This is a genomic window from Neolewinella xylanilytica, from assembly GCF_002934605.1.
Classification (GTDB): domain Bacteria; phylum Bacteroidota; class Bacteroidia; order Chitinophagales; family Saprospiraceae; genus Neolewinella; species Neolewinella xylanilytica.
The window spans coordinates 1,210,025-1,235,039 of record NZ_PTJC01000005.1 but is presented as its reverse complement, the minus strand read 5'-3'; the positions used below and the strand labels follow the sequence as shown (position 1 = coordinate 1,235,039).

At 58.1% G+C, this 25,015-nt stretch carries 14 protein-coding genes; 9 read left to right on the top strand and 5 right to left on the bottom strand.

Features of this window, described 5'->3' with window-relative positions:
* The first annotated feature begins 199 nt into the window (after nt 1-199).
* The 7 genes from gap to CLV84_RS04850 all read left to right on the top strand — a co-directional run bounded on the left by gap (nt 200) and on the right by CLV84_RS04850 (nt 7,772).
* Nucleotides 200-1,192, top strand: coding sequence for a type I glyceraldehyde-3-phosphate dehydrogenase (gene gap, locus CLV84_RS04880; RefSeq protein ID WP_104418606.1), 993 nt, complete (start codon nt 200-202; stop codon nt 1,190-1,192).
* A gap of 73 nt (nt 1,193-1,265) precedes the next feature.
* The gene (locus CLV84_RS04875) at nt 1,266-2,480 is read left to right on the top strand and encodes a phosphoglycerate kinase (protein WP_104418605.1); all 1,215 of its coding nucleotides are present in this window, start codon (nt 1,266-1,268) and stop codon (nt 2,478-2,480) included.
* 36 nt (nt 2,481-2,516) lie between these two features.
* On the top strand, nt 2,517-4,901 hold the full coding sequence (locus CLV84_RS04870; protein WP_104418604.1) for a GAF domain-containing protein: 2,385 nt from the start codon (nt 2,517-2,519) through the stop codon (nt 4,899-4,901).
* 73 nt (nt 4,902-4,974) lie between these two features.
* Nucleotides 4,975-6,033, top strand: coding sequence for a PhoH family protein (locus CLV84_RS04865; RefSeq protein ID WP_245911381.1), 1,059 nt, complete (start codon nt 4,975-4,977; stop codon nt 6,031-6,033).
* A 368-nt stretch (nt 6,034-6,401) separates the two neighbouring features.
* A complete protein-coding gene (locus CLV84_RS04860; RefSeq protein ID WP_104418603.1) occupies nt 6,402-6,815 on the top strand; it encodes a hypothetical protein in 414 nt (137 codons plus the stop codon).
* 57 nt (nt 6,816-6,872) lie between these two features.
* Nucleotides 6,873-7,217, top strand: a complete 345-nt coding sequence (locus CLV84_RS04855) for a hypothetical protein (RefSeq protein WP_104418602.1) — start codon at nt 6,873-6,875, stop codon at nt 7,215-7,217.
* A gap of 57 nt (nt 7,218-7,274) precedes the next feature.
* On the top strand, nt 7,275-7,772 hold the full coding sequence (locus CLV84_RS04850) for a hypothetical protein (RefSeq protein WP_104418601.1): 498 nt from the start codon (nt 7,275-7,277) through the stop codon (nt 7,770-7,772).
* A gap of 123 nt (nt 7,773-7,895) precedes the next feature.
* Here CLV84_RS04850 and CLV84_RS04845 read toward each other — a convergent pair whose 3' ends face one another.
* A complete protein-coding gene (locus CLV84_RS04845; protein ID WP_104418600.1) occupies nt 7,896-9,449 on the bottom strand; it encodes a hypothetical protein in 1,554 nt (517 codons plus the stop codon).
* Between the two features lie 448 nt (nt 9,450-9,897).
* Nucleotides 9,898-10,908, bottom strand: coding sequence for a PorP/SprF family type IX secretion system membrane protein (locus tag CLV84_RS04840; RefSeq protein ID WP_104418599.1), 1,011 nt, complete (start codon nt 10,906-10,908; stop codon nt 9,898-9,900).
* Between CLV84_RS04840 and porU the strand changes: the two genes are divergently transcribed.
* Nucleotides 10,907-14,938 (top strand): type IX secretion system sortase PorU, encoded by a 4,032-nt coding sequence (gene porU, locus CLV84_RS04835; RefSeq protein WP_104418598.1) that lies wholly within the window; start codon nt 10,907-10,909, stop codon nt 14,936-14,938. The genes CLV84_RS04840 and porU overlap by 2 nt on opposite strands.
* A gap of 340 nt (nt 14,939-15,278) precedes the next feature.
* Here porU and CLV84_RS04830 read toward each other — a convergent pair whose 3' ends face one another.
* Nucleotides 15,279-17,000 carry a RagB/SusD family nutrient uptake outer membrane protein gene (locus tag CLV84_RS04830; protein WP_104418597.1) on the bottom strand — a complete coding sequence of 574 codons (1,722 nt, stop codon included), beginning with the start codon at nt 16,998-17,000 and terminating at the stop codon, nt 15,279-15,281.
* Nucleotides 17,001-17,078: 78 nt separating this feature from the next.
* Entirely contained in the window at nt 17,079-20,330 is a 3,252-nt protein-coding gene (locus tag CLV84_RS04825; protein ID WP_104418596.1) for a SusC/RagA family TonB-linked outer membrane protein, read from the bottom strand.
* Between the two features lie 202 nt (nt 20,331-20,532).
* Between CLV84_RS04825 and CLV84_RS04820 the strand changes: the two genes are divergently transcribed.
* Nucleotides 20,533-24,081 carry a VCBS repeat-containing protein gene (locus CLV84_RS04820; RefSeq protein ID WP_104418595.1) on the top strand — a complete coding sequence of 1,183 codons (3,549 nt, stop codon included), beginning with the start codon at nt 20,533-20,535 and terminating at the stop codon, nt 24,079-24,081.
* On the opposite strand, the gene CLV84_RS04815 is transcribed toward CLV84_RS04820, so the two are convergent.
* The gene (locus CLV84_RS04815) at nt 24,078-24,797 is read right to left on the bottom strand and encodes a pirin family protein (RefSeq protein ID WP_104418594.1); all 720 of its coding nucleotides are present in this window, start codon (nt 24,795-24,797) and stop codon (nt 24,078-24,080) included. The two genes, CLV84_RS04820 and CLV84_RS04815, sit on opposite strands and share 4 nt — an antisense overlap.
* Nucleotides 24,798-25,015 lie beyond the last annotated feature (218 nt).

The window sequence follows — 25,015 nt, the reverse complement described above, 5'->3', positions numbered from 1 at the left end:
CGGAAATCCGTGCTGCGCGGGCAAATAAGCCGCAGTCCGGCGCCGACTAACCGTAATATTTACACTAAGCATGCTACCTTTGAACAATGTGGCGGGCTAACCTTTATCTAGATTCCGTGCCGGATTGGCTTGGCCCCTGCGCCCCGCCGCCCGCCAATTCCACGGCAAGCGCATCCCAATAAAAAATTCACCTCTACTTATGGCAAAGATTGCAATTAACGGCTTCGGTCGCATCGGACGTATTACCCTTCGTAACCTACTCGAAAAAGGGCTGGACGTCGTCGCGATCAACGACCTTACCGACAATGCCACCCTCGCACACCTCTTCAAGTACGACAGCGTACAGGGCAACTACCCCGGGGAGGTGACCTCCGACAACGACAATATCTACATCGACGGCAAGAAGATCGATGCCCTTAGCCAGCCCGACCCGAGCAAACTCCCCTGGGGCGACCTGGACGTGGACGTAGTGCTGGAATGCACCGGTCGCTTCGTCGACCAGGAAAGCGCCGGCCTTCACCTGAAAGCCGGAGCCAAGAAAGTGCTGATCTCCGCCCCCGCGAAGGGAAAGGTGGCCACCGTCGTACTGGGCGTCAACGAAAACGTCATCGACGCCGAAACCAAGATCTACAGCAACGCCAGCTGTACCACCAACTGCCTGGCCCCGATGGTCAAGGTGCTGGACGACGCCTTCGGCGTGGAAAAAGGCTTCATCACCACCGTGCACGCCTACACCGCCGACCAGAACCTGCAGGACGGTCCCCACAAGGACCTGCGTCGCGCCCGTGCCGCCGCCCTCAACATCGTGCCAACCACTACCGGTGCCGCCAAGGCCGTCGGTCTGGTACTCCCCCACCTCGACGGTAAACTCGACGGCGGTGCCATGCGCGTACCCGTGCCCACCGGCTCGCTGACCGACCTTACCGCGATCGTCAAGCGCGACGTGACCCTGGAAGAAGTCGACGCAGCCTTCAAAAAGGCAGCGGAAAGCGGCCCCCTCAAGGGAATCCTGGCCTACGTCGACGCCCCCTACGTGAGCAGCGACATCGTCGGCAGCAAGTACAGCAGCCTTTACGACAAGGAGCAGACCATCGTATCCGGCAGCCTCGTGAAGGTGGTCGCTTGGTACGACAACGAAGCCGGCTATAGCGCCCGCCTCGCCGACCTCTGCGAACGTATTTCCAGCCTTTAATCCAACCTACCCAACCGGGGCGCACCACAACGGGGCGCCCCGGTTTTCTTTTACCGGTAATCTTCTATTCCCCATGCAGCTGAAAGACCTGAACCTTCAAGACAAAACCGTGCTCGTACGGGTGGACTTCAACGTTCCCATCGATGAAGACGGAACGGTGACCGATGCCACCCGCATCGAAAAAGCCGCCCCGACCATCAAATACTTACTCGAGAACGGTGCCGCCGTAATCCTGATGTCCCACCTCGGTCGCCCCCAGCAGGAAAAGCTGGAAGACGGCACGGTCGACAAGGAGGCCTTCACCCTGCGCCCCGTCGTCGCCACGCTGGAGGACAATATCGGCTGCCAGGTGGAATTCGTGGAAGACACCATCGGGGAAGACGCTAAAGCCGCCGTCCAGGCCCTCGAACCCGGGCAGGTGCTGCTGCTCGAAAACACCCGCTTCTACGCCGGTGAAGAAAAGGGGGATGCGGACCTGGCCAAGGCCATGGCTTCCCTGGCCGACCTCTACGTCAACGACGCCTTCGGGGCGGCCCACCGCGAACACGCCTCCACGGCTACGGTGGCCAAATTTTTCGACGCCGACAAGAAAAGTTTCGGCTTCCTGATGGGTGCCGAACTGGACGGAGCCGATAAGCTTCTCAACAACCCGACCCACCCGGTCACGGCCATCGTCGGCGGTGCCAAGGTGAGCGATAAGATTTTGCTGTTGGAGAAGCTCTTGGACTTCGCGGACAACATCATCATCGGGGGTGCCATGGCCTACACCTTCAGCCTGGCCCAGGGCGGGAAGGTCGGCCAGTCGCTCGTGGAACGGAACAAGACCGACAAGGCCCTCGACCTCCTGAAGAAGGCCGAAGCCAAGGGCACCAAGATCTACTTGCCCGTTGACACCGTGGTGGGTAAGGAATTCAGCAACGACACCGTATCCGACGTAGTCCCCGCCGGAGAGATCGGTGACGAGTGGCAGGGGCTGGACATCGGCCCGAAATCCGTAGCCATCTTTTCCGACGTGATCGCCAAGAGTAAGTCCATCCTGTGGAACGGCCCGATGGGCGTTTTCGAAATGAAAAACTTCGCCAAGGGCACCAACGCCATCGCGGAGGCCGTGGCCGATGCCACCGAAGCGAACGGAGCGTACAGCCTCATCGGGGGTGGCGATTCGGTATCGGCCATCAACCAGGCGGGCCTGGCCGACAAGGTCAGCTTCGTATCGACCGGCGGCGGTGCCATGCTCGAGTTGCTGGAAGGCAAGGAGCTTCCTGGTATTAAGGCGATTCGCGCTTAGGGGTCAGCCTTTTTGTCGCCACCGCGTTATTCAGTAATGAATCTGGAGATCGCAGTCCGTGAGCGGGACAGCAAGTCGGGTATTCCGGTAGTTTTCGACGAAACCGAGCCACACGGCCCGGGCTTTGACCCCTTCGTCATTCCCTATGCTTCGGTTCTCAGTTTCGAACGGATCCTGGAAAAAGTGACCTTACTGGCGGAGGAAGGCACCGCCGGTGTTCGCTTTCTCGCGGCGGAGGTGCTGCGGCAGGTGGAGCGAGTCCCCGCCTTTCGCCAGCCCATTCACGACCTTTCCCTGCTCGACCGCCACCAGGACTTGGTCGATCTGATTATGCTTTTCCTGATATCGCCGGAGAAGCGTGGTTCCCAACTCTACAAATTCTCCCTGCCCTTTACCATGCAACCGCTGTTCGCCAGTGAAAGCCTGAACGCCCTGATGGGGCAGCAGGACGTCTGCTATACGTTTGGCGGCGGAGCGCGGGAAGTATGGAATAAACACATGGTGACCGTGGGCTGTACCATCCTCAAGCAATGTTACGGGGTGGAACTGGATATCGACCCGACGGCCATGTTGACGGTACCGGACCCGCGTACCCGGCTCACGCGCTTTTACAAACCCATCTTCAATCACGACTACGTTGCCGTGAAGGTCGAGGGGAAGCTGCCGAAACTCCGGGACGTCCAGATTCAACGGCTGCTCAACAACATACACGATACCGAACTCTGGCAGAAATTGCTTCCGCCGGAGGTGTTCAGCTTCCACGGATTCCACCTCGCCGAGCTCCACGACGTTACGGCGGAAGAAAGCCTCAGCCGACTCAAGCACCGGCTGATCAGCCGCGATGCCGTCCTCGACGTGGAGCGGGTCAAGGAGTTGGCCAATCTGGTCCGCCTGCATTTCCAACTCCCGCACCTGCAACTCGGCCTCACTGCGGTGGACTACCCCCAGGAGCGGGCCGTCGACCACGAGTACCGCATCCGGTATAACTTGTTGGCCGACGAGGTCGCCACCCTGACCGACCCGGCCTACGCGGGCAGTATTTACGAACGGGTATTTAAGTCCGGGGAAATGCTCGTCGTCCAGGACCTGCGCGACCTCTCCGCCCCCACCCTGCTCGAAGAACGCCTCATCGACCTCGGCTACCGCAGTCTCCTCCTGGCTCCCCTGTTAAGTCAGGGAAAACACGTGATCGGCATCGTGGAGTTAGCCAGCCCGGAGCCGAACGTGCTCAATGCCTTCATGGAATCCAAATTCGAGGAAATCCGGGGGCTATTCCGGACGGCCGTGGAGCGTAGCCGGGAGTACATCAACAACCGGATCGAGGTCATCCTGCGGGAGCAATACACCAGTCTGCATCCTACCGTGGAATGGCGGTTTACCGAGGCGGCCTTCAATATTCTTAAGCGGCAGGAAGAAGGGCTGCCACCCGTAGCCGAGGAGATCCGCTTTAAAAAGGTCTATCCTTTATACGGACAGTTGGATATCGTGGGCAGCAGCAACCTGCGCAACGCCGCCATTTACCAGGATCTGATCGACAACCTCCGGGCGGGGCGCTTCGTACTGGTTCGTGCGCTCGACCTGGTCGAGTTTCCGATTATCAACCAGGTGATTTTGACGATGGACGTTCACCTGCGCACCAGCCTCGCGGAATTCGATAACAGCCACGAGGTCAAAATGGGCGACTTCATTCACCGCCAGCTTACTCCGTTGGTCGAGCAGCTCGGACAATCGTTTCCCGAATTACGCGAACTCGTGGCCGACTACCTCAGCCACCTCGATGCCGATCTGCGGCTCTTCTACCGGGTACGCCGAGACTACGAATCGAGCGTCAACAGCCTCAACCGGATGATCGGTGATTTTCTCTCCGAACGGGATCAGGCGGCCCAGAAGGTCCTCCCGCACTACTTCGAAAAGTACAAAACGGATGGGGTGGAGTACGAGATGTACGTGGGGCAGAGCCTCCTCAAACAACACCGCTTCACCGACCTGCACCTGCGCAACCTGCGGCTTTCCCAGCTGGTGGACATGTGCCAGCTAACGCGGAAAGCAGCCGAGCTGACCCCGCAGCTGCCGATGCCGTTGCGAACGGCACAATTGATCTTCGCCTATACGTCTACACTGAACATCCGCTTCCGGATGGACGAGAAGCGTTTCGACGTGGACGGAGACTACAACGTGCGGTACGAAATCCTGAAGAAGCGGATCGATAAGGCCACTATTCACCAGGGCGCGGAACGCCTGACCCAGCCGGGTATGGTGAGTATCGTATACATGCAAGACAAGGACCTAGAGGAATACGAAGACTACCTTCATTACCTGCACCAGGCCGGCTATATCGACGGTGACGTGGAGCACTTGTCCCTCGATCCGCTCCAGTCGGTGAGCGGCCTAAACGCCCTAAGGTTCCGGGTAAAAGTCTGAAACTTTGCCCTCCCGTAGGTAGTTAAGTAGATCAATTGCCCCGTAACCGTCCACGGGGCTAAAAATCAATCGTTTGAGCGAAATCGTAATGTCAATCAACGGGGTAGATCCCGTTTCCTTGCTCGGGGAAAACAACAATAAGCTGAACCTGATTCGGTCGGCTTATCCCGAGGCAACCGTCACCCAGAGGGGGACGAACATCAAGATTAAGGCCGAAAAACCGGAAGCCCAAAAGATCAAGCATCATCTGGAACTGATGATGCGGCTGTTGTTGGATAACCGCGAACTCAGCACCCACACCGTGGAGGACCTGCTGGCGGGGGAGAACCCCTTTCAGACCCGCTTGGGTACCGGCAGTGCGAACAAGACCATCGTGTTCGGTCGGAACGGTAAGCCCATCAAGGCCCGTACGCCGAATCAGTTCGTGATGATCGAGGCCGCCGAGGCCAACGATATCGTGTTTGCCGTCGGGCCCGCCGGTACCGGCAAAACCTATACGGCCGTCGCCCTGGCTATCCGCGCCCTGAAGAATAAGCTGGTCAAAAAGATCATCCTTACCCGGCCGGCGGTGGAAGCGGGAGAAAGCCTCGGCTTCTTACCCGGTGACCTGCAAGACAAGATCGATCCCTATTTGCGCCCGCTCTACGACGCCCTCGACGATATGCTCCCCCGGGAGCGGCTGGACAAGTTTCGGGAAGACGGCACAATAGAAATCGCGCCCCTCGCGTATATGCGGGGCCGGACGCTGGACAACTGCTTCGTGATTATGGACGAGGCCCAAAATACCACCACCTCGCAGATCAAAATGTTTCTGACGCGGTTGGGGCCCTCCGCCAAGTGCATCGTGACCGGTGACCTGAGCCAGGTGGATTTACCCCGTAATCAGGTATCCGGCCTAAGGCGGGCGATAAATATCCTCGCTCCGATTAAGGGAATCGCCATCATACGCCTTACCGCCGAGGATGTCGTGCGCCACCGGCTCGTGAAGGCGATCATCAAAGCTTACGACGCCGACGACGAAGCGGAGGGGCGCGGACGCTTCGGTCCACCACCGGAAAGCACCTTCGAGCGATTGGGTGCGCCAGGAAGAAGCCGGCGGGACGAGGAAATCACGGAAAATCCCGGAGATTAAGACAATTTATTGTATTTATTATATTCCGTATAACAAGAAAGCCAGTGCCGCAAGACACTGGCTTTCTTTGTTTTACGAAATTTTGCGCGATTTAATGTTCGAATTTCGACCTATTTCCCGGTCGAAAAGTGCTGCAATTCCGGCTCACCCCACCCCGCATCTTTGGATCACAATCAGCGGAAACGCAGGATACAATATCTCATGAAAACACTAAACCGATTCTCCTCATCCGGCCGACCCAGGCCACAACCCACAAGAATCATGGTAGAAGATATTATCCTCTAATCGCGCCGGTTTTCGAATTTTCTTTCACCATCACCCGAAGCGGGGTGATTTTCTCAAGTCTCTTTCTCAAACAAACTTTCATCATGGTATTCATCAACGAACTTCTCTCTCCCGAAATTATCGAAACCGCACAAGCTGCCGTAGATTTTTTCAATACGCTTGCCGGTAACATCGTCGTAGAAGACATCGTAACCTACGCCAGCAACAACATCGTGGTCGAGGACATCGTGACCCGCGGTGCCGAATTCGCCAGCAACAACATCGTGGTCGAGGACATCGTGACCCGTGGCACCGAGCTCGCCAGCAACAACATCGTGGTCGAAGACATCGTAACCCGCGGCGCCGAACTCGCCAGCAACAACATCGTGGTCGAAGATATCGTGACCCGTGGCGCCGAACTCGCCAGCAACAACATCGTGGTCGAGGACATCGTGACCCGTGGCACCGAGCTCGCCAGCAACAACATCGTGGTCGAAGACATCGTGACCCGCGCCTAATCTTCTCCCAACTTCCCACTCACGCCTCGCATTTTTCTCCCTCTTAAGACCTATCTCATGGAATTCTTTGCAAACCTCTTTACTCCCGAAACCCTCGAAGCCGCCCGCACCGCCATTGAAAGCCTGGGCGACCTCACCCCCAGCATCGTCGTCGAAGACATCGTGACCTACGCCAACATCGTCGTCGAGGATATCGTAACCTACGCCAGCAACAACATCGTCGTCGAGGACATCGTGACCCGCAGCGCCGAGTTAGCCAGCAACAATATCGTGGTCGAGGATATCGTGACCCGCAGCGCCGAGTTAGCCAGCAACAATATCGTCGTCGAGGACATCGTAACCCGCAGCGCCGAGTTAGCCAGCAATAACATCGTCGTCGAGGACATCGTGACCCGCGCCTGATCTTCCCCCAACTTCCCACTCACGCCTCGCATTTTTCTCTCGCTTAAGACCTATCTCATGGAATTCTTTGTAAACCTCTTTACTCCCGAAACCCTCGAAGCCGCCCGCACCGCCTTTGAAAGCCTGGGCGATCTCACCCCCAGCATCGTGGTCGAGGACATCGTAACCTACGCCAACATCGTCGTAGAAGATATCGTAACCTACGCCAGCAACAACATCGTGGTCGAGGACATCGTAACCCGCAGCGCCGAGTTAGCCAGCAACAACATCGTGGTCGAAGACATCGTAACCCGCAGCGCCGAGTTAGCCAGCAACAACATCGTGGTCGAAGACATCGTAACCCGGGGCACCGAACTGGCCAGTAACAACATCGTGGTCGAAGACATCGTAACCCGGGGCACCGAACTGGCCAGTAACAACATCGTTGTCGAAGACATCGTAACCCGGGGCACCGAACTGGCCAGTAACAACATCGTTGTCGAAGACATTGTAACCCGGGGCACCGAACTAGCCAGTGCGAACATCGTTGTCGAAGATATCGTTACCCGCGCTTAGGCAGAATCTATCTATATCCTTCATCGTACACCTTTCCCTACGGGGATACAACCCAATCCAGCCATGGTAGAAGATATCATCCTGTAGCCCCCCTGTTACTTACCTGTCTTAGCTTCCTTCCAGTTATTTGGCTGGCATCCGCATGCGCCTACGGTCGGGAGCTTTATCATCCAGGTTCTGCAACACGATCTCCCATAGTGTTTCGTACCGGATCATTTCGGTACTGTTGGCCCTACCGAGTTTCTTCGCTTCCGGGCTGACCATTTTCTGATACGTTTTACTTGACTTCCGCATCGTTGCCGCCCGGTGAAATTCACATTTGTTGGCGGTAAGCAGCAGCTTAAAGAAGCAGTTGTTCCGTAAGTTTTCGTTATTCATCAAGTAGCGGCTACCGTAGCGGCTAAGGGCATCGGTCCGATCCATCACCTTTCCGTATTGCTGCTGAATAATGAAGTAAATGACCTGCAGGATCAGGATCTGAATATTCATTCCCTGCTTGTCTTTCGAATAGGACGGTACGTTATTGACAAATTTGGATAGCTTGAAGTCCGGTAGCGTTCCCTGCATTTTGGCGGGATCGATCATTCCGGACAAAATCAGGATATTAATATACGCCTCCAGGATAAACCAGTACTCCACGTGCTGCTGCTTCAGCAACCGCTTTAGGGCGGCGCGATCCACCTGAGCCAGTTGCTCGTAAGCGTAATCGTAATGCCCGGTTTGCAGCCCCAGCGTTATGGCGTATTCCGAAAGCTTCAGGTCGTTGATCGAGTTCTCCGCGATCATGGCCTTCGCCCGCTTCACCTGCAAATATCCCTCCTTAAAGTCCTTTAGCTTGACCGAGCATTCCACGCGCGTTAGCGCCATGAGGGACAACGACTGATTCCCGGCCCCCTTGCAGTTGCGCAGCACGATCTCCGCCTCGTTCGCCGTATGGATCGCTTCGAGGTAGTTCCCCAACAGGGTTAGGCTGTGCACCTTCATCATATAAAACATCGCCTGCATGGCGGACACCTTGGGATACTTTTTCACCTCGGGTTCGCATTCGGCTACGAACTCGGACACGGTGGATCCAATCTCGTTGGGTAGCAGTTTATGCGTGTAAATCATTCTCCGCATCTCCCGGTACCGACTGGTCACTTTATTCAGCACCCACTCCGCGCGAGCGTAATAGTCCGCCAGTTCCTGATACTTCGAAAAGCGCTTGTCGTCAAATCCAACCCCCAAATACAGACTTGCCAGGATGGAAGTCAGCCGGCTGTTGATGGGAAGGATCTCGTAGTCCTGTACCCTTCGCAGGGTGAGATGCGCCAGGTACTTGACGCTTTGCCACGCCCGGCGGGTGAGCAACAGGCTGATGAGATTAAGCTGCTGGTAGCCGTTGACCTGGGCCTCGTCGTAGGTACGGTAGTTTGCCGAATAGACGTCATCGTCCATTATGGCGGTAGTGATCAAATCCCGCAAGCGGCCCTTCAGCGCGCGATAAGCCGCATGGCTGCTGGTAGCTCCGACGCCGTAAAGCCGCTCCACGATATCGTCTTCTTCCAGATTTCCCTTCTTGATCAGGGCGTGTAGCTCGGCAATCATGGATTGCTTTCCCTTCGCCTGGCTGATTTTGAGCAGCTTGGCTACTTTTTTTCCAGAGGCGATCTCTAAAAGTTCCTGGATATCCTCCATTATGATGTTACGGAATGAGGCCGAAGTGAGCGATTACGAGCGATACAAAAAACTAATTATCAGCCAGTTATAAAAAATAAGCGAGAAGGTAGCGCTCGATAACGTGCTGCAAAATAGCTGAAAACGCTTACTTTTCGGTACCTCCGCGCTCTATATTTGTATCATCAACAACGGAAAAACACCTAAAACTACTTTTCCTAAGATCTAATCTTGAGTTTTATGAAATTGTGTTTGTTCATAGTGTCTCTTTAGTTATAATTCGCAACCCTTGAATGTGGGGTTTTCATCAAAGGAGTGGTTGACATAACTAGCCTCGTGTCAGCTTACCGGTTTTAGCGAAATTATAACGACAGCGCCAACCGCTCTTCGGTTGGCGCTTTTTTTGTGCTACGACGGCACTAAAGTTAGGGGATAACCGAGGAACTTTCCAAAACTTGGCTTTCCCGCGCTAACGAAACATGCCCAGGCAGTCGTTGTACCGGTCCGCGTGCCGCCGCCGCTGCAGCTCCTGGCTGTCGCCGAAATCGATCGTAAAGCTGACTTCAAAGGTCGCTCCCAGGCCACCGGGTACGCTCCGCAGCGCCGAAATGACGCTATCGTAGCTCAGACCGATCCGTAGTATATCCTCCCGGAAGGTGACGGCGGCGATGAATCCGTCCGCGTTTCCGAAAGCGTGACGGTACCACCCCCCCAATGAAAAGGCTCCGTAGCCGAAGTAGGCTCCCATGTTCAGTTGTTGGAAATTGGCCTGACTGGTGAAGAGTACGTTGGGGGTAACGTAGGCGGGCCGGCGCGGATTACTGTAGCGCTTGAGGTCGAACTGAGCCCCCGTATGGAGGCTAAACCGCTGGGGCCTCCCGGCATAGAGGTTATCGTCCAGGGCAAGGAGCCCCTCGTCCGGTCGGTTAAGGTGCTCGATGCTCAGTCCGCCGTACACGTTCTTCCCGTAAATCAGAATTCCGGTACCGAGATCGACGGAGGTTCTGGAGGCAGCCTCCAATTGCTCTTCGGAAACCCCGCCGGGACCGTCGGTCGGATCGATGATGTCGCCAAAGACCAAGCCGTTATAGTCGATCCGGCTGTCGAGAATACCGCCGCTCAGTCCGATTCTGGCGTGAAAGTCCTGGTTGATGCGTACGTCGTAAGCATAGACGAAGGCTAGCTGACTGGTTTTGTACAGTCCCTCGAGTTGGCTGTCGGTCAGCAGCCGGATACCGAAATTGGAGGGAGAGTTCGCCACGGGTTGTTCGTAGCTTGCGGCGAAGGTGCGGTAGGCACTGGGGTAGCTCGTGTGTTGGCTGCGATAGTTCAACGTGATCCGCGGCGCGGCGCTAACCCCGGTAAAGGCCGGATTTAGCTGAAGCGGGGAAGCATAGAACTGCGAAAAAACCGCGTCCTGGGCCTGGACCGCCTCCAGACCGCACAATAGGGCAAACAGTAAAAAATAAAGATTGCGCATGCCTAAAGCTACTCCCTGGGTAAGCGGTTTCCAAATTGCGCTGCCCAGCCGTCGCCCCTACGACAGCTGGCCTGCCCCCGCCGGCAATCTGCCGGCCCGGGACAACGTTTCCCGCCTGACGGCGTATCTTATTTTCGCACCTCATCGACCGTATATGCCCAAGTTTCTTCTGCCCCTTTTCTGCCTACTCATCTCCACGGGGCTCGGTGCGCAGCTCGCTGTTTCTCAGGTGCTTAATTGGGAAGAGCCGACGGTCGTGGAATGGGAGGGTAACCGCCGCGTGGTGCTTTCGTACACCTTGGGCGGGGACGCGGGAGCATTGCATACCGGCAAACTTCCTCCCTTTCTCCATACCCTGAAACCCGGCGACGGACGTGCTTACCGCGTCGAAATTGCCGGTCTGGAGAGTGAAGCCTTTCTTCCCCCGTCCGGATTCGAGCCGCCCGAGGAAACCGCCTTCTCGTTTAGTTACGCCGCGTCGCTCCAGCCCGAAGGGTGGCTGGGAAAGATCAGCGGACCATCGGTCATCAACTCCCCTACCGGGCTGCAGCGCCTCACTTCGGTCGATCTCCGCCTGGTCCCGGAAGCTGGCAAGCCGAACCCGAAATCGCTGAATTCCTTCGCTACCGAATCCGTACTGCGCCAGGGGGATATTTACCGAATCGCGGTTACCACGAGCGGCATCCACCGCTTATCCCGCTCCTTCCTCACGGATGCGCTAAAGGTGACGGGGCTGGAGGGCATCGACCCCCGCGACATCAAACTATACGGCCAGCGGGGGGGCATGCTCCCCGAAGTTACGAACCTCACCCCCCCCGACGACCTGCCCGAACTGGCGATCTACATCGAAGGAGAGTCCGACGGTCGCTTCGACGGCGGTGATTTTATCCTCTTCTACGCCGAAGGACCCGACCGGCAAACCTACGATGCGGTTGCCGATCGCTTCGGGCTGGAAAAGAATATCTACGCCACCGAAAACTATTACTACCTGCAGCTCAACGTGCCCGGCCGCGGGCGCCGCGTAAGCCCCCTGCCGGCAAGCTCCGGCGGAACGGTCACCGATGCCTTCGACGATGTCCGCCATTACGAAGAGGATGCCTACAATATCCTGCACGAACTGGACGGGAACAGCCACGGCTCCGGACAAAGCTGGTGGGGCGAACACTTCGAAGCCAACCGCGAAAAAGCCTATCCCACCTTCGTATTTCCGGACTTGGTGACCACCGAACCGGTGGGCGTGCGGGCGAATATGGCCGTGCGGGCCGAAACATCCAGCCGCTATATCGTGGAAGTGAACGGGACCGAAGTGGTGAGCTCCCTCGCCTCCGCCGTCACCTACGGGGCGCAGGAGCAGAGCCCCGCCGCCCGATCGACCGGCCTGTCGGGCTCGATTACGGCCACTACGGATCGCCTGGACGTGACCGTTGTTTATCCCCGGCCCGGCGGTGCCGCCCGCAGTGAGGCCTGGCTCGATTACGTTCAGCTTCGCGCCCGACGGCGCCTCAGTTTCGGGTCGCTTACGCAGTTCCCGTTTCGCGACACCCGTACGGCCGCCGCCACGGCTGTGACCTTCCAATTCCTGAACCCGCCAGCCGATACCCGGGTCTGGCGGGTAGACGGCGCGGAAGCCCTGGAAGCCAACCTCTCGGGTAGCCGGTTCACCGCCCCCGCCGGTACGTCGTATGAATACGTGGCGTTCCGTTCTACCGCCGGACTGGAACCCCGCGCCGTGGGCAAGGTAGCCAATCAGAACCTCCATGGGATCGACCGGGCGGATATGATCATCGTAACCCACCCGGAGTTCCTTAGTCAGGCCGAAAACCTGGCGGAACACCGCCGCAGCCACAATGGCTACAACGTGCGCCTGGTCACCACCCAGCAGATTTACCATGAGTTCAGCAGCGGCCGCGACGACCCGGCGGCCATCCGCAACTTCGTCCGGATGGTTTACGAACGTGACCCCGCCCTGAAGTACCTCCTCCTTTTCGGCGATGGCAGCTTCGACCACCGGAATATCTACAAGTTAGGGACGAATTTCATCCCCGTTTTCCAACACGAGGGAAGCTTCACGGAAGTAAGCAGTTTCCCCGCGGACGATTTCTACGGCATCATGACCGATGCCTACGGCAACGAGCCCCTGGCCCCGGACCTGAGTATCGCCGTCGGTCGGCTGCCCGTTAAATCGGCCGACGAAGCCGGTCCGCTGGTGGATAAGCTGATTCGCTACGATACCGATCCGTCCACCCTCGGCGACTGGCGTACGCGCATGGTGTTCGTGGGAGACGACGAAGACCGCGGCCGCCATACGATTGACGTCAATCGCGTAGCTAACGCCGTGGAAAGTCGCAAACCGGACCTCAATTTCGACAAGCTTTACTTCGATCTGTACCCCCAACAAAGTATTTCGGCCGGTGAGCGCTATCCCGCCATTACCGAAGGACTCGACCGGGCTATCTTCCGCGGCGCCATGGCCGTCACCTACCTGGGGCACGGCGGCCCGAGAGGGTGGGCCCAGGAACGCGTACTGACGATCCCCCAGATCCGAAACTGGACACGCCCCGAAAACGCGCCGGACCCCATCCAGCCCCCGGTCTTTATTACCGCCACCTGCACGTTTAGCAATTACGACGACGCCTCCTTCGTGAGTGCGGGAGAGGAAGCCCTGCTAACCCCGAATGGCGGTGTAATCGCCCTCATGACCACCACGCGGCCGGTATTCGCCACCCGCAACTACCAGCTGACCAACAATACGGTGCAGGCCATGCTCGACCGGACGAACGGGGAATGGCCGAGCCTCGGGGATATCATCCGGATCGCCAAAAACGAAACAACCCCGGTCGACGACGCCAACTTTCTAAAGAGCGACACGGAGAACGCCCGGAAGTATACCCTGCTCGGCGACCCGGCCACCGTGCTCGCCCTGCCGCGTCACAGCGTTCGGACCACCATGATCGACACCCTACCGGCAGACATGGCCCGCACCGATACCGTCCGCGCGCTACAAAAAGTTCGCATCAGCGGGGAAGTGATCACCCTTGACAGCGTACTCCTTTCGAACTTCAACGGGGAGGTATTTCCCACCATTTACGATAAGGCGCAGACCATCTCCACCCTGCAGCAGAACAGCGACAGCCCCCTGTTGGAAATCGAAGTGCAACGAAACATCGTCTTCCGGGGGCGGGCTACCGTTACCAACGGTAAGTTTTCCTTCGAATTCGTGGTGCCGAACGATATCGACTATTCCTTCGGGCCGGCCAAGGTCAGCTATTACGCCGCCGATAAGGGTCAGCGGATCGACGCCGCCGGTTTTTACGACCGCCTCATCATCGGGGGAACGGGAGACGACACCGCGGCCAACGACGAGGGCCCCGCGATCGAGGTGTATCTCGACAACACCGATTTCGTAGCCGGAGGAGAGGTATCCGAGGATCCGGTCCTACTGCTGCACCTTACCGACGACCTCGGAATCAACGTTACCGGCAACAGCATCGGTCACGACCTGGAAGCCGTCCTCGACGAGGATTCCCGTAACCCGATCGTCCTCAACGACTATTACGAAGCCGACATCGACAATTACCGCAGCGGGAAAGTCCGCTACCCCCTCTTCGACCTCGAACCCGGCCTGCATACCGTTACGGTACGCGCCTGGGACGTAGCGAACAACAGCACGGTAGAGACCACGGAATTCATCGTTGCCTCGGATATGGGGGATGCCCTGACCCACGTCCTGAATTATCCTAATCCGTTCACCACCTCCACCTGCTTTCAGTTCGACCACACCCTCATCGGCCAGGAAGTGAACGCGCTGATCCAGATCTATACGGTGAGTGGCCGACTGGTCAAGTCCCTGGAGGCCGATTTCGCGATCAGCGACGGTTCCATCCGCCAGGACGACTGCATCGAGTGGGACGGCCTGGACGACTACGGCGACCAGCTTGCCCGCGGGGTATATCTCTACCAGGTCCGGCTGCAGGGCGATGGATCGAACGTCGTCAACGGCGATTTGGAGAAGCTGGTAATCCTTCGGTAACGTCTTTGCCGCGTTGATAATCCAGCCGGACTTCTCCCTACTGACCGATAGTAGCCGGAAACGGACGATGGTGGAAGCGCGGAGCTGCGGTTCCTTCGCTCCTCCTTCGCTGATGGATATAATATCAAGCGAGAAGGGATCTTCGGGGGCATGCACGAGGGCCGCTGCCGCAAACGGCTAAGCTCGTACTCATTCGGTTGTATACACTACGTATTCGCAGCAACCCGGTCCGGAAGAGGTGTCGAAGGGTAAAGGCGGACTACTTGCGTAAATGCAAGCGGCCCCGAACGGAAGGACATTCCGATCGGGGCCGCTGGGTCAAGCGAGCAAGCGTGCGCGCCTAGTTATATCCGGGATTTTGTCCGAGTACCTCCAACGTCTGCAGGTCGATCTGCCCCTGGGGAATGGGGTAGTACAGGTCCTGGGGGGAAGTAAATTGGGCTCCGCCGAACTGAACCGGCAGATACTGCCGCTCGTAATCGATGTAGCCGGGGATGAAGCTTTCCAGGCGGCCCCAACGACGAAGATCGAAGAAGCGGTGACCCTCGCCGGAGAGCTCAAGCTTCCGCTCGAACTGCAGAATCTTGCGGGCATTGTCCTGGCTGCCTAGATCATCGTACAGCGAAATTTGGTAGTTTGCCGGAGAGCCGGGCAGTACGGAGTTGGCGGCTCGTTGGCGGATCATGTTGATCAGTTCGAGTGCACGACTCAGATTACCCATTTCGATTTCCGCCTCGGCCAGCATCAGTAAGACGTCGGCGTACCGGATGATTACGTAATTCACGGCAGGATAGCCCCGGGTCCAGCTCGTTCCGTCCGAGAACGTGTTTTCTTGAGACTGGTAGTAAATGAATTTCTTCGGGGCGTATGGTCCGCCGTGGGGTTGGTCACGGATCCAGGGCCGGCCGGGAAAGAGGCCCCAATCCAGGTAGGGAACACCGCGGCGACCAACGGAATGGTCGAGACGCGGATCTACCGGCTTCGGGTCAACCGTGAAGGGATCCTCGGCGGTCAGGCCGAAATCATTGGCGATCGCGTTGGCATCCGACCGGTACGCCTGGTCGAAGAGCGGCTTTCCCCCCTCGGTGCGGAAGGAGTTCACCAAATCGAAACTCGGCTGAAAAAAGCCACAGCAACCGCCGGGGCCGCTGGCTCCGGTGTTGTGGGGGAAATTCAGCACGAAGTCCGGGTTGGCGTTATTCACCGTACCGGTATTAGCGGCCGCCTGAATGGCAAAGATGGACTCACTATTGTTGTCGAAGGCGGCGTTGAAGAGATCCCCGTAATTTGCTACCAGTGCTACGGCTTGGTTATTTGCCGTTCTTCCGTTCGCCACTACCCAGTCGAACATTTCCTTGGCTCGCGCCCAATTCTCCTGGTACAAATACGTTTTTCCGAGCAGGGCGGCAGCGGCGGTTTTGTTAGCCCGTCCGGCCTGATCCTGAATAGTGGGCAAGTTTTCGTAGGCAAACTGGAAGTCCGCCTCGATTTCCGACCAAAGTTCGCTGGAAGGCACCAGAACCGCTTCTTCCGGGATCAGATCCTCGGAGATAAATGGCGCTTTGTTGTAGGAAATCTTGAGTTGGAAATAGTACAATGCCCGTAGGAACCGACCTTCGGCGAGTGCTGCGGTACGGAATTCTTCACTAACGTTAACGTCGGTGGAATTCTTGGCGATTGCAATGGCCGCGTTCGAACGCGCTACGCCTTCAAATAATCCGTTCCAACGGTCGGCAGGAATCCGGGAGGTCGGCGTAAGCTGATACCGAACCAGTTCGTTGATATCCGTAAAGTCACCGGTTTCCGTCCCCTTGTTGGCATCGCCACCCTGGATGGAGCCGTTCGCCCAGTTCGAGGCGCCGGCGAAGTAATTACCGCGGCCGCCCAACTGAGAATAAGCGCCGACCAGTAGACCGTCGATACCGGCCCGGCTACTGAGGACCGACTCGTTGAGCGATCCGGTGGGGGCAACTTCCAGGAAGTCATCCGAGCAGCTATGGAAGACCATACCCAGCGCCGCGAAGGTTACTAAAATATATGTGAGACGTTTTCTAGTCTGCATGATAGTTAATGTTAGAAGGTGATCGTATCCCGTCCGCATCGCCCGGACAGGGTCCGGGCGATGCGGGCAAGAAACATATTAGAATCCGACGGTTAGCGCCAGGTTGTAGCCCCGGGTTACGGGGTAGTTACCCAGGTCTACCCCGAAAAGGGTGTCAGCGGCACCGCCAACGGCCGGATCCAGGCCGTCATAACCACTGATGGTGAAGAGGTTGTTGGCGGAAATAGCTACCCGTAGGGTGCTTACGAAGCCGCGGAACGAATCATCCGGGAAAGAGTACCCCAGCGAGATATTCTGCAGGCGCAGGTAATCAGCGCTTTCCACGTAGTAGCTGCTGGATTCGGTCGAGGTACTGAAGTTGGAGATGTTTTCGTAGATCGGCACGTTGGTACTGGGGTTCTGGGGAGTCCAGCTATCCAGTACGCGGGTAGATACCGCCGCACCTACGAAGGTGCCGTAGAAGTCGGTAAACCACTTCCCGTAGTTGTACACTTCACCACCGAGGGAGGTGTAGAAGAAAGTAGTCAGATCGAACCCTTTGTAATCGAAGCGTAAGTTGACACCGCCGGTGAAATCGGGTACGGCGCTACCGAGGAAGGTGCGGTCGGCTTCCGTGATCTGTCCGTCGGGAATACCCGTGAGTTCGCCATTTTCATCGCGGCTGTTGTTGTCCTCGAAGCGGAAACGGCCGGGAGCGGCACCTTCCTGGTCGGGAGCGTTCTGTACTTCCAGGTCACTCTGGAATAGCCCGACCACGTTGTAGCCAAAGAAGGACGAAAGCGGCATGCCCACCTGGTTGCGCACGATGGTGCCGCTGATCCGGGGGCTGGCCACGTTGCTATCGAAGAAGTCCACGTCATCCGTAAACTTCGTGATCTCATTGTTCAGTATCGCACCGTTGATGGTGGCCTCGATACCAAAGTCTCCGGCGATTTTCGTCCGGTAGATGAGCTGGGCGTCAATGCCTTCGTTCAGCATGCTACCTACATTGATCGAAGGTGGCGTCGCGGAGGGTCCGAGAACGTTGGGAACGGCAAGCTGTACCAACAGGTCGTTCGTTTCCTTGCGCCAGATATCGACGATGACGTCGAAGTTGCCACCCAACAGCGTAGCGTCAAAGCCGATATTCGAGGTTACCGAGGTTTCCCACCGGGCGGTTTCCGTGCCGATACGGCTGCGGTAGAAGCCCGCAACGGCGGATGAGTTGGTGCCGCCGATGTCGTAGCTCGATGGGCCGAGTCCCGTACCGAAAAGGTTAAAGCGGTTATCGCCCGATACGTTGTTGGAGTTACCCATCTGCCCCCATCCACCGCGAATCTTTAAATCGGCGAAGAAGGTCTGGTTCTGCATAAAGGGCTCGGCGGTAACCCGCCAGGCGGCGGATATGGCGGGGAAGGTACCGTAGCGGTTGTCCGCACCGAAACGGCTGGAACCGTCACGCCGTAAAACGCCGGTCAGGTAGTACTTGTCGTTAAAGTTATAGTTGACCTGCCCGAAAAGGGAGTAGAAACGACTTCCGTAAGTGAAGCCGGAGGTGACCACCCGGCTATCGACGTTGTTCAGCGACACGAAGTCTACGCTTTCGCTGAAGGGATTGATGCCCGATCCGTTGCTGGAGCGGAAATTTCCGATTTCCAGTGCTTCTACCCCACCCAGTACGTTGAGGTTGTGCGCACCGAAATCCATGGTATAGGTGGCGGTGTTCGACCAAATCCAGTCGGTACTGTAACCCTGAAACTCGCTGTAGCTGAAGCTACCGATGTTTTCGGCGTTTTCATAAGTGCGACGCCCGTAGGACCGACCGTTGAAGCCGACGTATTTACCGCCGAAGCTCGAACGGAGGACAAGGGATTCGATGGGCTCGAATTCCAGGTATAGATTACCGAAGGCGATGTTCTCGAAACTCTGGTTGTTGGCCAGGCCCTCCCGCTCGGCGACGGGGTTGCGGGGGTTACCGAAGCCTTGAGCGGCCGTTCCGGCGTATCCTCCGAAGATATCCCGCACGGGAATGAGGGGATTAAGGCGGAAGGCGGAGAGGATTTGGTTTTCCTCGTTGGCGCTGCCGGCACCGCCACCGCCACCCGTCAGGCCGAGCACCTTCCGGTGGGTGAACTGGAGGTTCTGTCCAAACCGCACCTTGCTACCCAGGTCGAATTCCGTGTTCATGCGGGCGGTATAGCGCTCGAAATCGTTGTTCAACAGGATTCCCTCCTGTATCTGAGCGCCAAGGCTAACGTAGTAGCGCGTAGCATCCGTGGAACCGGAAAAGCCGAGGGTATGGCGGTTGACCATGGCCGTCCGGGTAATGGCGTCGTACCAATCGGTGCCCTCCTTATTCGCGCGGACTACCTGGTAATAATCTCCGGAAGCGGGATCGATGTTGTACCGGGTGCGCTCATCCTCCACGTCGATTTCGCCTACGTAGCCGCTCGTTGCCCCTACCATGATGTAGTCAGGGATGACCGGAGTTTCACCGGTTCCATACTGGGGATGGTTGAAAACCGGGTCGACGCCGTTAGCCGCGGCCGTATTCCGGATCGCTTCCCAAGTCTTGGTCGCATCCTGCTGGGGCGTCAGAATCGGGTTGCCACTACCGGGATCGGTAAAGCCGGTAAGTCCGTTGTAGGTAACCTTCAGCGGAGAAGCCTCCTGGCTACCGCGCTTCGTCTGGATAACCACCACGCCGTTGGCGGCGCGCGCACCGTAGATGGAAGCGGAAGCCGCGTCCTTAAGGATCGAGGTGTTCTGAATATCGTCGGGGGAGAGGAAATCGATGTTGGTTTGCGGCACCCCGTCCACGACGTAAAGGGGGTTGTTACCACCGAAAGATCCGAATCCACGGACCCGAATGATCGATTGCGTTCCCGGCTGCCCGTTGGTGATGACGGTCACGCCCGCCGCGCGTCCCTGCAGCTGCTGCTCGACGTTGCCCGACGGAATGGCCGTCAGCTCCTCGGCACTCACCGTGGAAATGGCGCCCGTGGTCTGCCGCTTACTGGTGACGGCGTAACCGGTTACCACGACTTCGTCCAGGGCAACCCCCTCCGACATTACGACATCGACGATCGTCTGACCGCTCAGGGTAATGGTCTGGGTTTCGTAACCCGTAAAGGAGTACACCAAGTCCGTAACGGTGGCCGGAACGGTTAATTCATAGTTGCCGTCGATGTCGGCTACGGTACCGACGGAGGTACCCTGGGCAATAACGGTCGCGCCAATCAGGGGCAAGCCATCCGGGTCGGTTATCGTCCCGCTGACGGTTACTGAATTCTGCCCGTAAATGGCGGCTGAACACAGCAGCGCCACCAATAGGCTCAAAAGTTGTTTCATGATCGAGATTAAGTTAGTGAGTTCGAAAGTTCATAGGTAAAGGTCACTTCCGTGCCTAATATTATGCGCTTTCCGGACGCTAACATACCAAATATTCCGAAGAGAATTAGCGGCCGTATTTTTCTTTTTGACCGGTGGCTTACGTTCCCGTTTGTCCGTTTCCGCCGGCGTGTTGCCTATCTTGGGCCCACACTTTCACCGCATGAAACCGTTTATCTTCCTTGCCGGATTCCTGTTTTTGATCACGGGCTGCCGGGAAAACGAAGCCACCATCCTTTTTCAACGTATACCTACCCAGATAAGCGGCCTTACCTTCGCCAATCGGATTACGGAAAACGACACGTTTAACATTCTCGATTTCGAGTACGTCTACAACGGCGGCGGCGTCGGTACCGGCGATTTTAACGGCGACGGGCTCACCGACATCTACTTCACCGGCAATACCGCCGACAACAAACTCTTTCTCAACCGCGGCGACCTCCAGTTCACCGAAGTGACCGCGGAAGCCGGGGTGGCCGCCACCGGCAGATGGTGCAGCGGCGTAGTCGTGGCGGACGTGAACGCGGACGGCCGCCCCGACATCTACGTAAGCGCCACCACCTACGAGCCCGGTGCCCGCCGCGCTAACCTCCTTTACCTCAACCTGGGCAACGAAACCGGTCCGGACGGCCTCGACCTTCCCCGCTTCCGCGAAGTTGCCGCGTCCTGCGGCATCGCCGACACCTCCCACACCACCCAGTCCGCCTTCCTCGATTACGACCACGACGGCGACCTGGACCTCTACCTGCTCATCAACGAGATGGACGATCGCGCCATCCCCAATCGCTACCTCCCCAAAATCACCGACGGTAGCGGCAAGAAGAACGACAAGCTTTTCCGCAACGACGGCCCCGGTCCCGACGGGCTGCCTCGCTTCACGGAAGTGACCCGGGACGCAGGCATCCTGCGCGAAGGCTACGGCCTCGGGGTATCGGTTTGCGACCTGAATTACGACGGCTGGCCCGATCTCTACGTCACCAACGATTACATCAGCAACGACTTGCTCTGGATCAATAACCAGGACGGCACCTTCACCGACCGGGCGGCCGACTTCCTCAAGCACAGCAGCTACTCCGCCATGGGGAACGACGTGGCCGACCTGAATAATGACGGTCTGGAAGATGTCATCACCGTGGACATGTACCCGGAGAATAACCTCCGTCGCAAGGCCATGATGCCGCCGAATAACTACACGGCCTATCTGAACAACGCGCGTTTCGGTTACTTGCCCCAGTTCACCCGTAATACCCTCCAGCTAAACCGCAGAATCGACGATACTACCTTCAGCATGAGCGACGTCGGGATGATGGCCGGCATAGCTTCTACCGACTGGAGCTGGAGCCCCCTGGCCGCCGACGTGGACAACGACGGCGACCGCGACCTGCTCATCACGAACGGCTTTCCCCGCGACGTTACCGACCGGGACTTCATGGACTACAATGTCGTCAACAGCCGGCTAGCCTCCCGCGAAACCCGACTGGCCCAGATTCCTTCCATAAAGATTCCGAATTACGCCTACGAAAACGACGGCCAATCCGTCCCCCACTTCACCAAACGAATCGCCGAGTGGGGCTTCGACTACCCCAGCTTCAGCAACGGGGCCGCTTACGCCGATCTCGACAACGACGGCGACCTAGATTACGTGGTCAACAACATCAACGACAGCTGTTTCCTCTTCCGGAACGACCTGATCGGTCCGTCCACCCCCTCCGGTCAGGTGCACTGGCTGCAACTCGACCTGCGGCAGCCCGGTGCCAACCCCCAGGCCATTGGGGCCCGTGTCGTAGTACACACCGACCTGAGCCGAATGACCGCCTTCAACAGCCCCGTCCGCGGCTTCCTCTCCAGCGTCAGCAACGTACTGCACTTCGGCTTTCAACCGGGAGACAGCCTCCGTATGGTAGAAATTATTTGGCCGGACGGCGCGCGGGAGCACTACCCTTCCGTCAAATGGAATAACCGAACCACCCTAAAACGCGGTCAGGGCAACCCGGCAACGGACGCCCCGCCCCCCGTGGCCGCCACCGACTACCTCACCGCCCGCCCCGACCTGCTCGCTAAGCTGACCGTACACCGCGACTGCCTCTTCATCGACTTTAACGTGCAGCCGCTGTTGCCCCACAAACTTTCGGAATTCGGGCCGGGAATGGCCGTGGCCGACGTGAATGGCGACGGCCTCGACGACCTCTACCGCTCGGGGAGTCATTTCTACCGGGGAGACCTGCTTATTCAGGGGCGGTCAGCGAACGGGTCGCCCACCTTTTCACCCCGGCCGATCCCGGCCACCATGGAAGCGGCCGAAGAGCTGGGGTCGCTGTTCTTCGACGCGGATAACGACGGCGATAGCGACCTGTACCTCGTGGCCGGCGGCAGCGAGTTCGCCCTCGACCGACCGGAACTCGCCGACCAACTGCTGCTGAACGACGGGAACGGGAACTTCACCCCGGCCGGTGAGGCCCTGCCGCCGCTCCGGGCCAGTGGCTCCTGCGTGCGCGCCGCCGATTTCGACCGCGACGGCGACCTCGACCTGTTCGTCGGTTCCCGGCTCAAACCGGCCCGCTTCCCCGAGCCGGTAGACAGCTACCTCCTGATCAACGACGGTACCGGTAGCTTCTCGGAGCAATCGCCCGCCGCCTTCGCGCAAATCGGCCTGGTCTGCGATGCCCTCTGGACGGACTACGACGGAGACGGGTGGACCGACCTCCTGATTGCAGGCCAGGGAATGCCGCTCCGCCTGTTCCGCAATCGGGAAGGAACGCTCACGGACGAAACCCCGGCGACGCTCTCGGAGCACCGGGGCTGGTGGAACGGTCTGGCGGCGGCCGACTTCGATCGCGACGGCGACATCGACTACGTGGCCGGCAACTTCGGTGATAACCACCTCTACGGTGCTACCGACAATGGGTACGTCGGCCTCTACGGCGGCGATTTCGACGGCAACGGAGGGTACGATCTCCTGATCGGAGAACTGGCGCTGGCCGAGGACGGCGAGCTGGTAGAATTCCCCCACCACCAGCGAACGGATACGGAGAAGCAGATCATCAGCGTCAAACGCCGGTATCCCCGCCATGAGCAATTCGGTCGGGCAACGATCGCTGAGGTCCTGAGCGGCTATCCCGACGCCGAAGTCACTACCCTTAAGGCCAATTACCTCAAATCGGCGTGGATCGAAAATCTGGGCGACGGTAACTTTGCCCTGCATCCCCTACCCCGCCCCGCCCAGGTGGCACCCATCTTCGGCATGCAACCAATGGACGTTAACGCCGACGGCTATCCGGACCTGGTCGCCATCGGCAACGACTACGGTACGGAAACCGGCATGGGGATGCTGGACGCCCTGAACGGACTGGTCCTGCTCTTCGAGCCCGCCACCGCCACGTTCGTTCCGGGGGTAAGCAACGCATTTATCGTACCGGGCAACGGTCGTAGCCTTACCGTGATGAACGTAGCCGGTACGCCGATCATCGTTGCCGCTGAAAACCAGGGGCCCACGCGGGCCTTTAGTATCGACGCTCCACGGCTGCAACGGATAAGCGTACCGCCCAACGCCCAGCGGGTGCACTACCGCTTAAACGGAAATCCAACGGTAACGGAGGTCTATTACGGCAGCGGTTTCCTGAGCCAGACCACCCGCGACCTGTGGCTTCCCGCCGGTGCGACCGACCTTCGAATTATCACCTTCGCCGGCGCGGAAGCGGTACTGAGCCGTTAGCCGAGCGGGACTTCCATGGCCAGGATACGGGCTCCTTCACTACCGGCAATGACGGGGAGGGCATCGGTGTCGGTGACGCCGAGCCCGTCGCGACGGCCCAACTGCTTTCCAGCGACTTCCGCGCCCCCTTCCAACACGAAGAAGTAAACGCCCCGATCGGCAGCGCGGAGGGCGTAGCTAGTTTCGGCGCCGGGAGCGAATTTACCGATGCTGAAGCGGGCATCCTGGTGAATCCATACCGTACCGGGCTCCGCATCGTCGCGGGAGGTGAGCACGGTCTGCCAGGCGTCGGCTTCCCCGGCCGGATCGATCGTCACCTGATCGTAGCGGGGCGCTACGTCGCGCCGGTCGGGGAATACCCAGATCTGGAGAAACTTGACCGGACGGTCGGCATGCTTGTTCTTTTCCGAATGCACGACCCCCGTTCCGGCACTCATCACCTGGATATCTCCCTCGCGGATGACGGTGGTATTGCCCATATTATCCTTGTGCTCCAGGTCACCCTCGAGCGGGATGCTGACGATCTCCATATTATCGTGGGGATGACCGCCGAAGCCGCGGCCGCCGGCCACCTCGTCGTCATTCAATACCCGTAGTACGCCGAAGTGCATACGTTCGGGATCGCGGTAACCGGCAAAACTAAAGGTGTGATAGGTATTGAGCCAGCCGTGGTTAGCGTGGCCACGGGACCCCGCGGCGTGATAAATCGTTTTCATGGGAACTTATATTGTAGGTACATTAAATACACTTGCATAACACTCACAGCCTGGCTTAGTTTCGGCTCCGGTATCGGGGGATGATTTTCCTTTCCCGCAGCTAGGTAAGCTACCCGATTCGGCTAGGCTTTCGGCCGGTGGCAACCATCGGATGAGTAGAAATGACAATCGGGTCGACTCCGCTTTGGCACCCGCGCTCCGGCGCCCTCCCCTTTCTT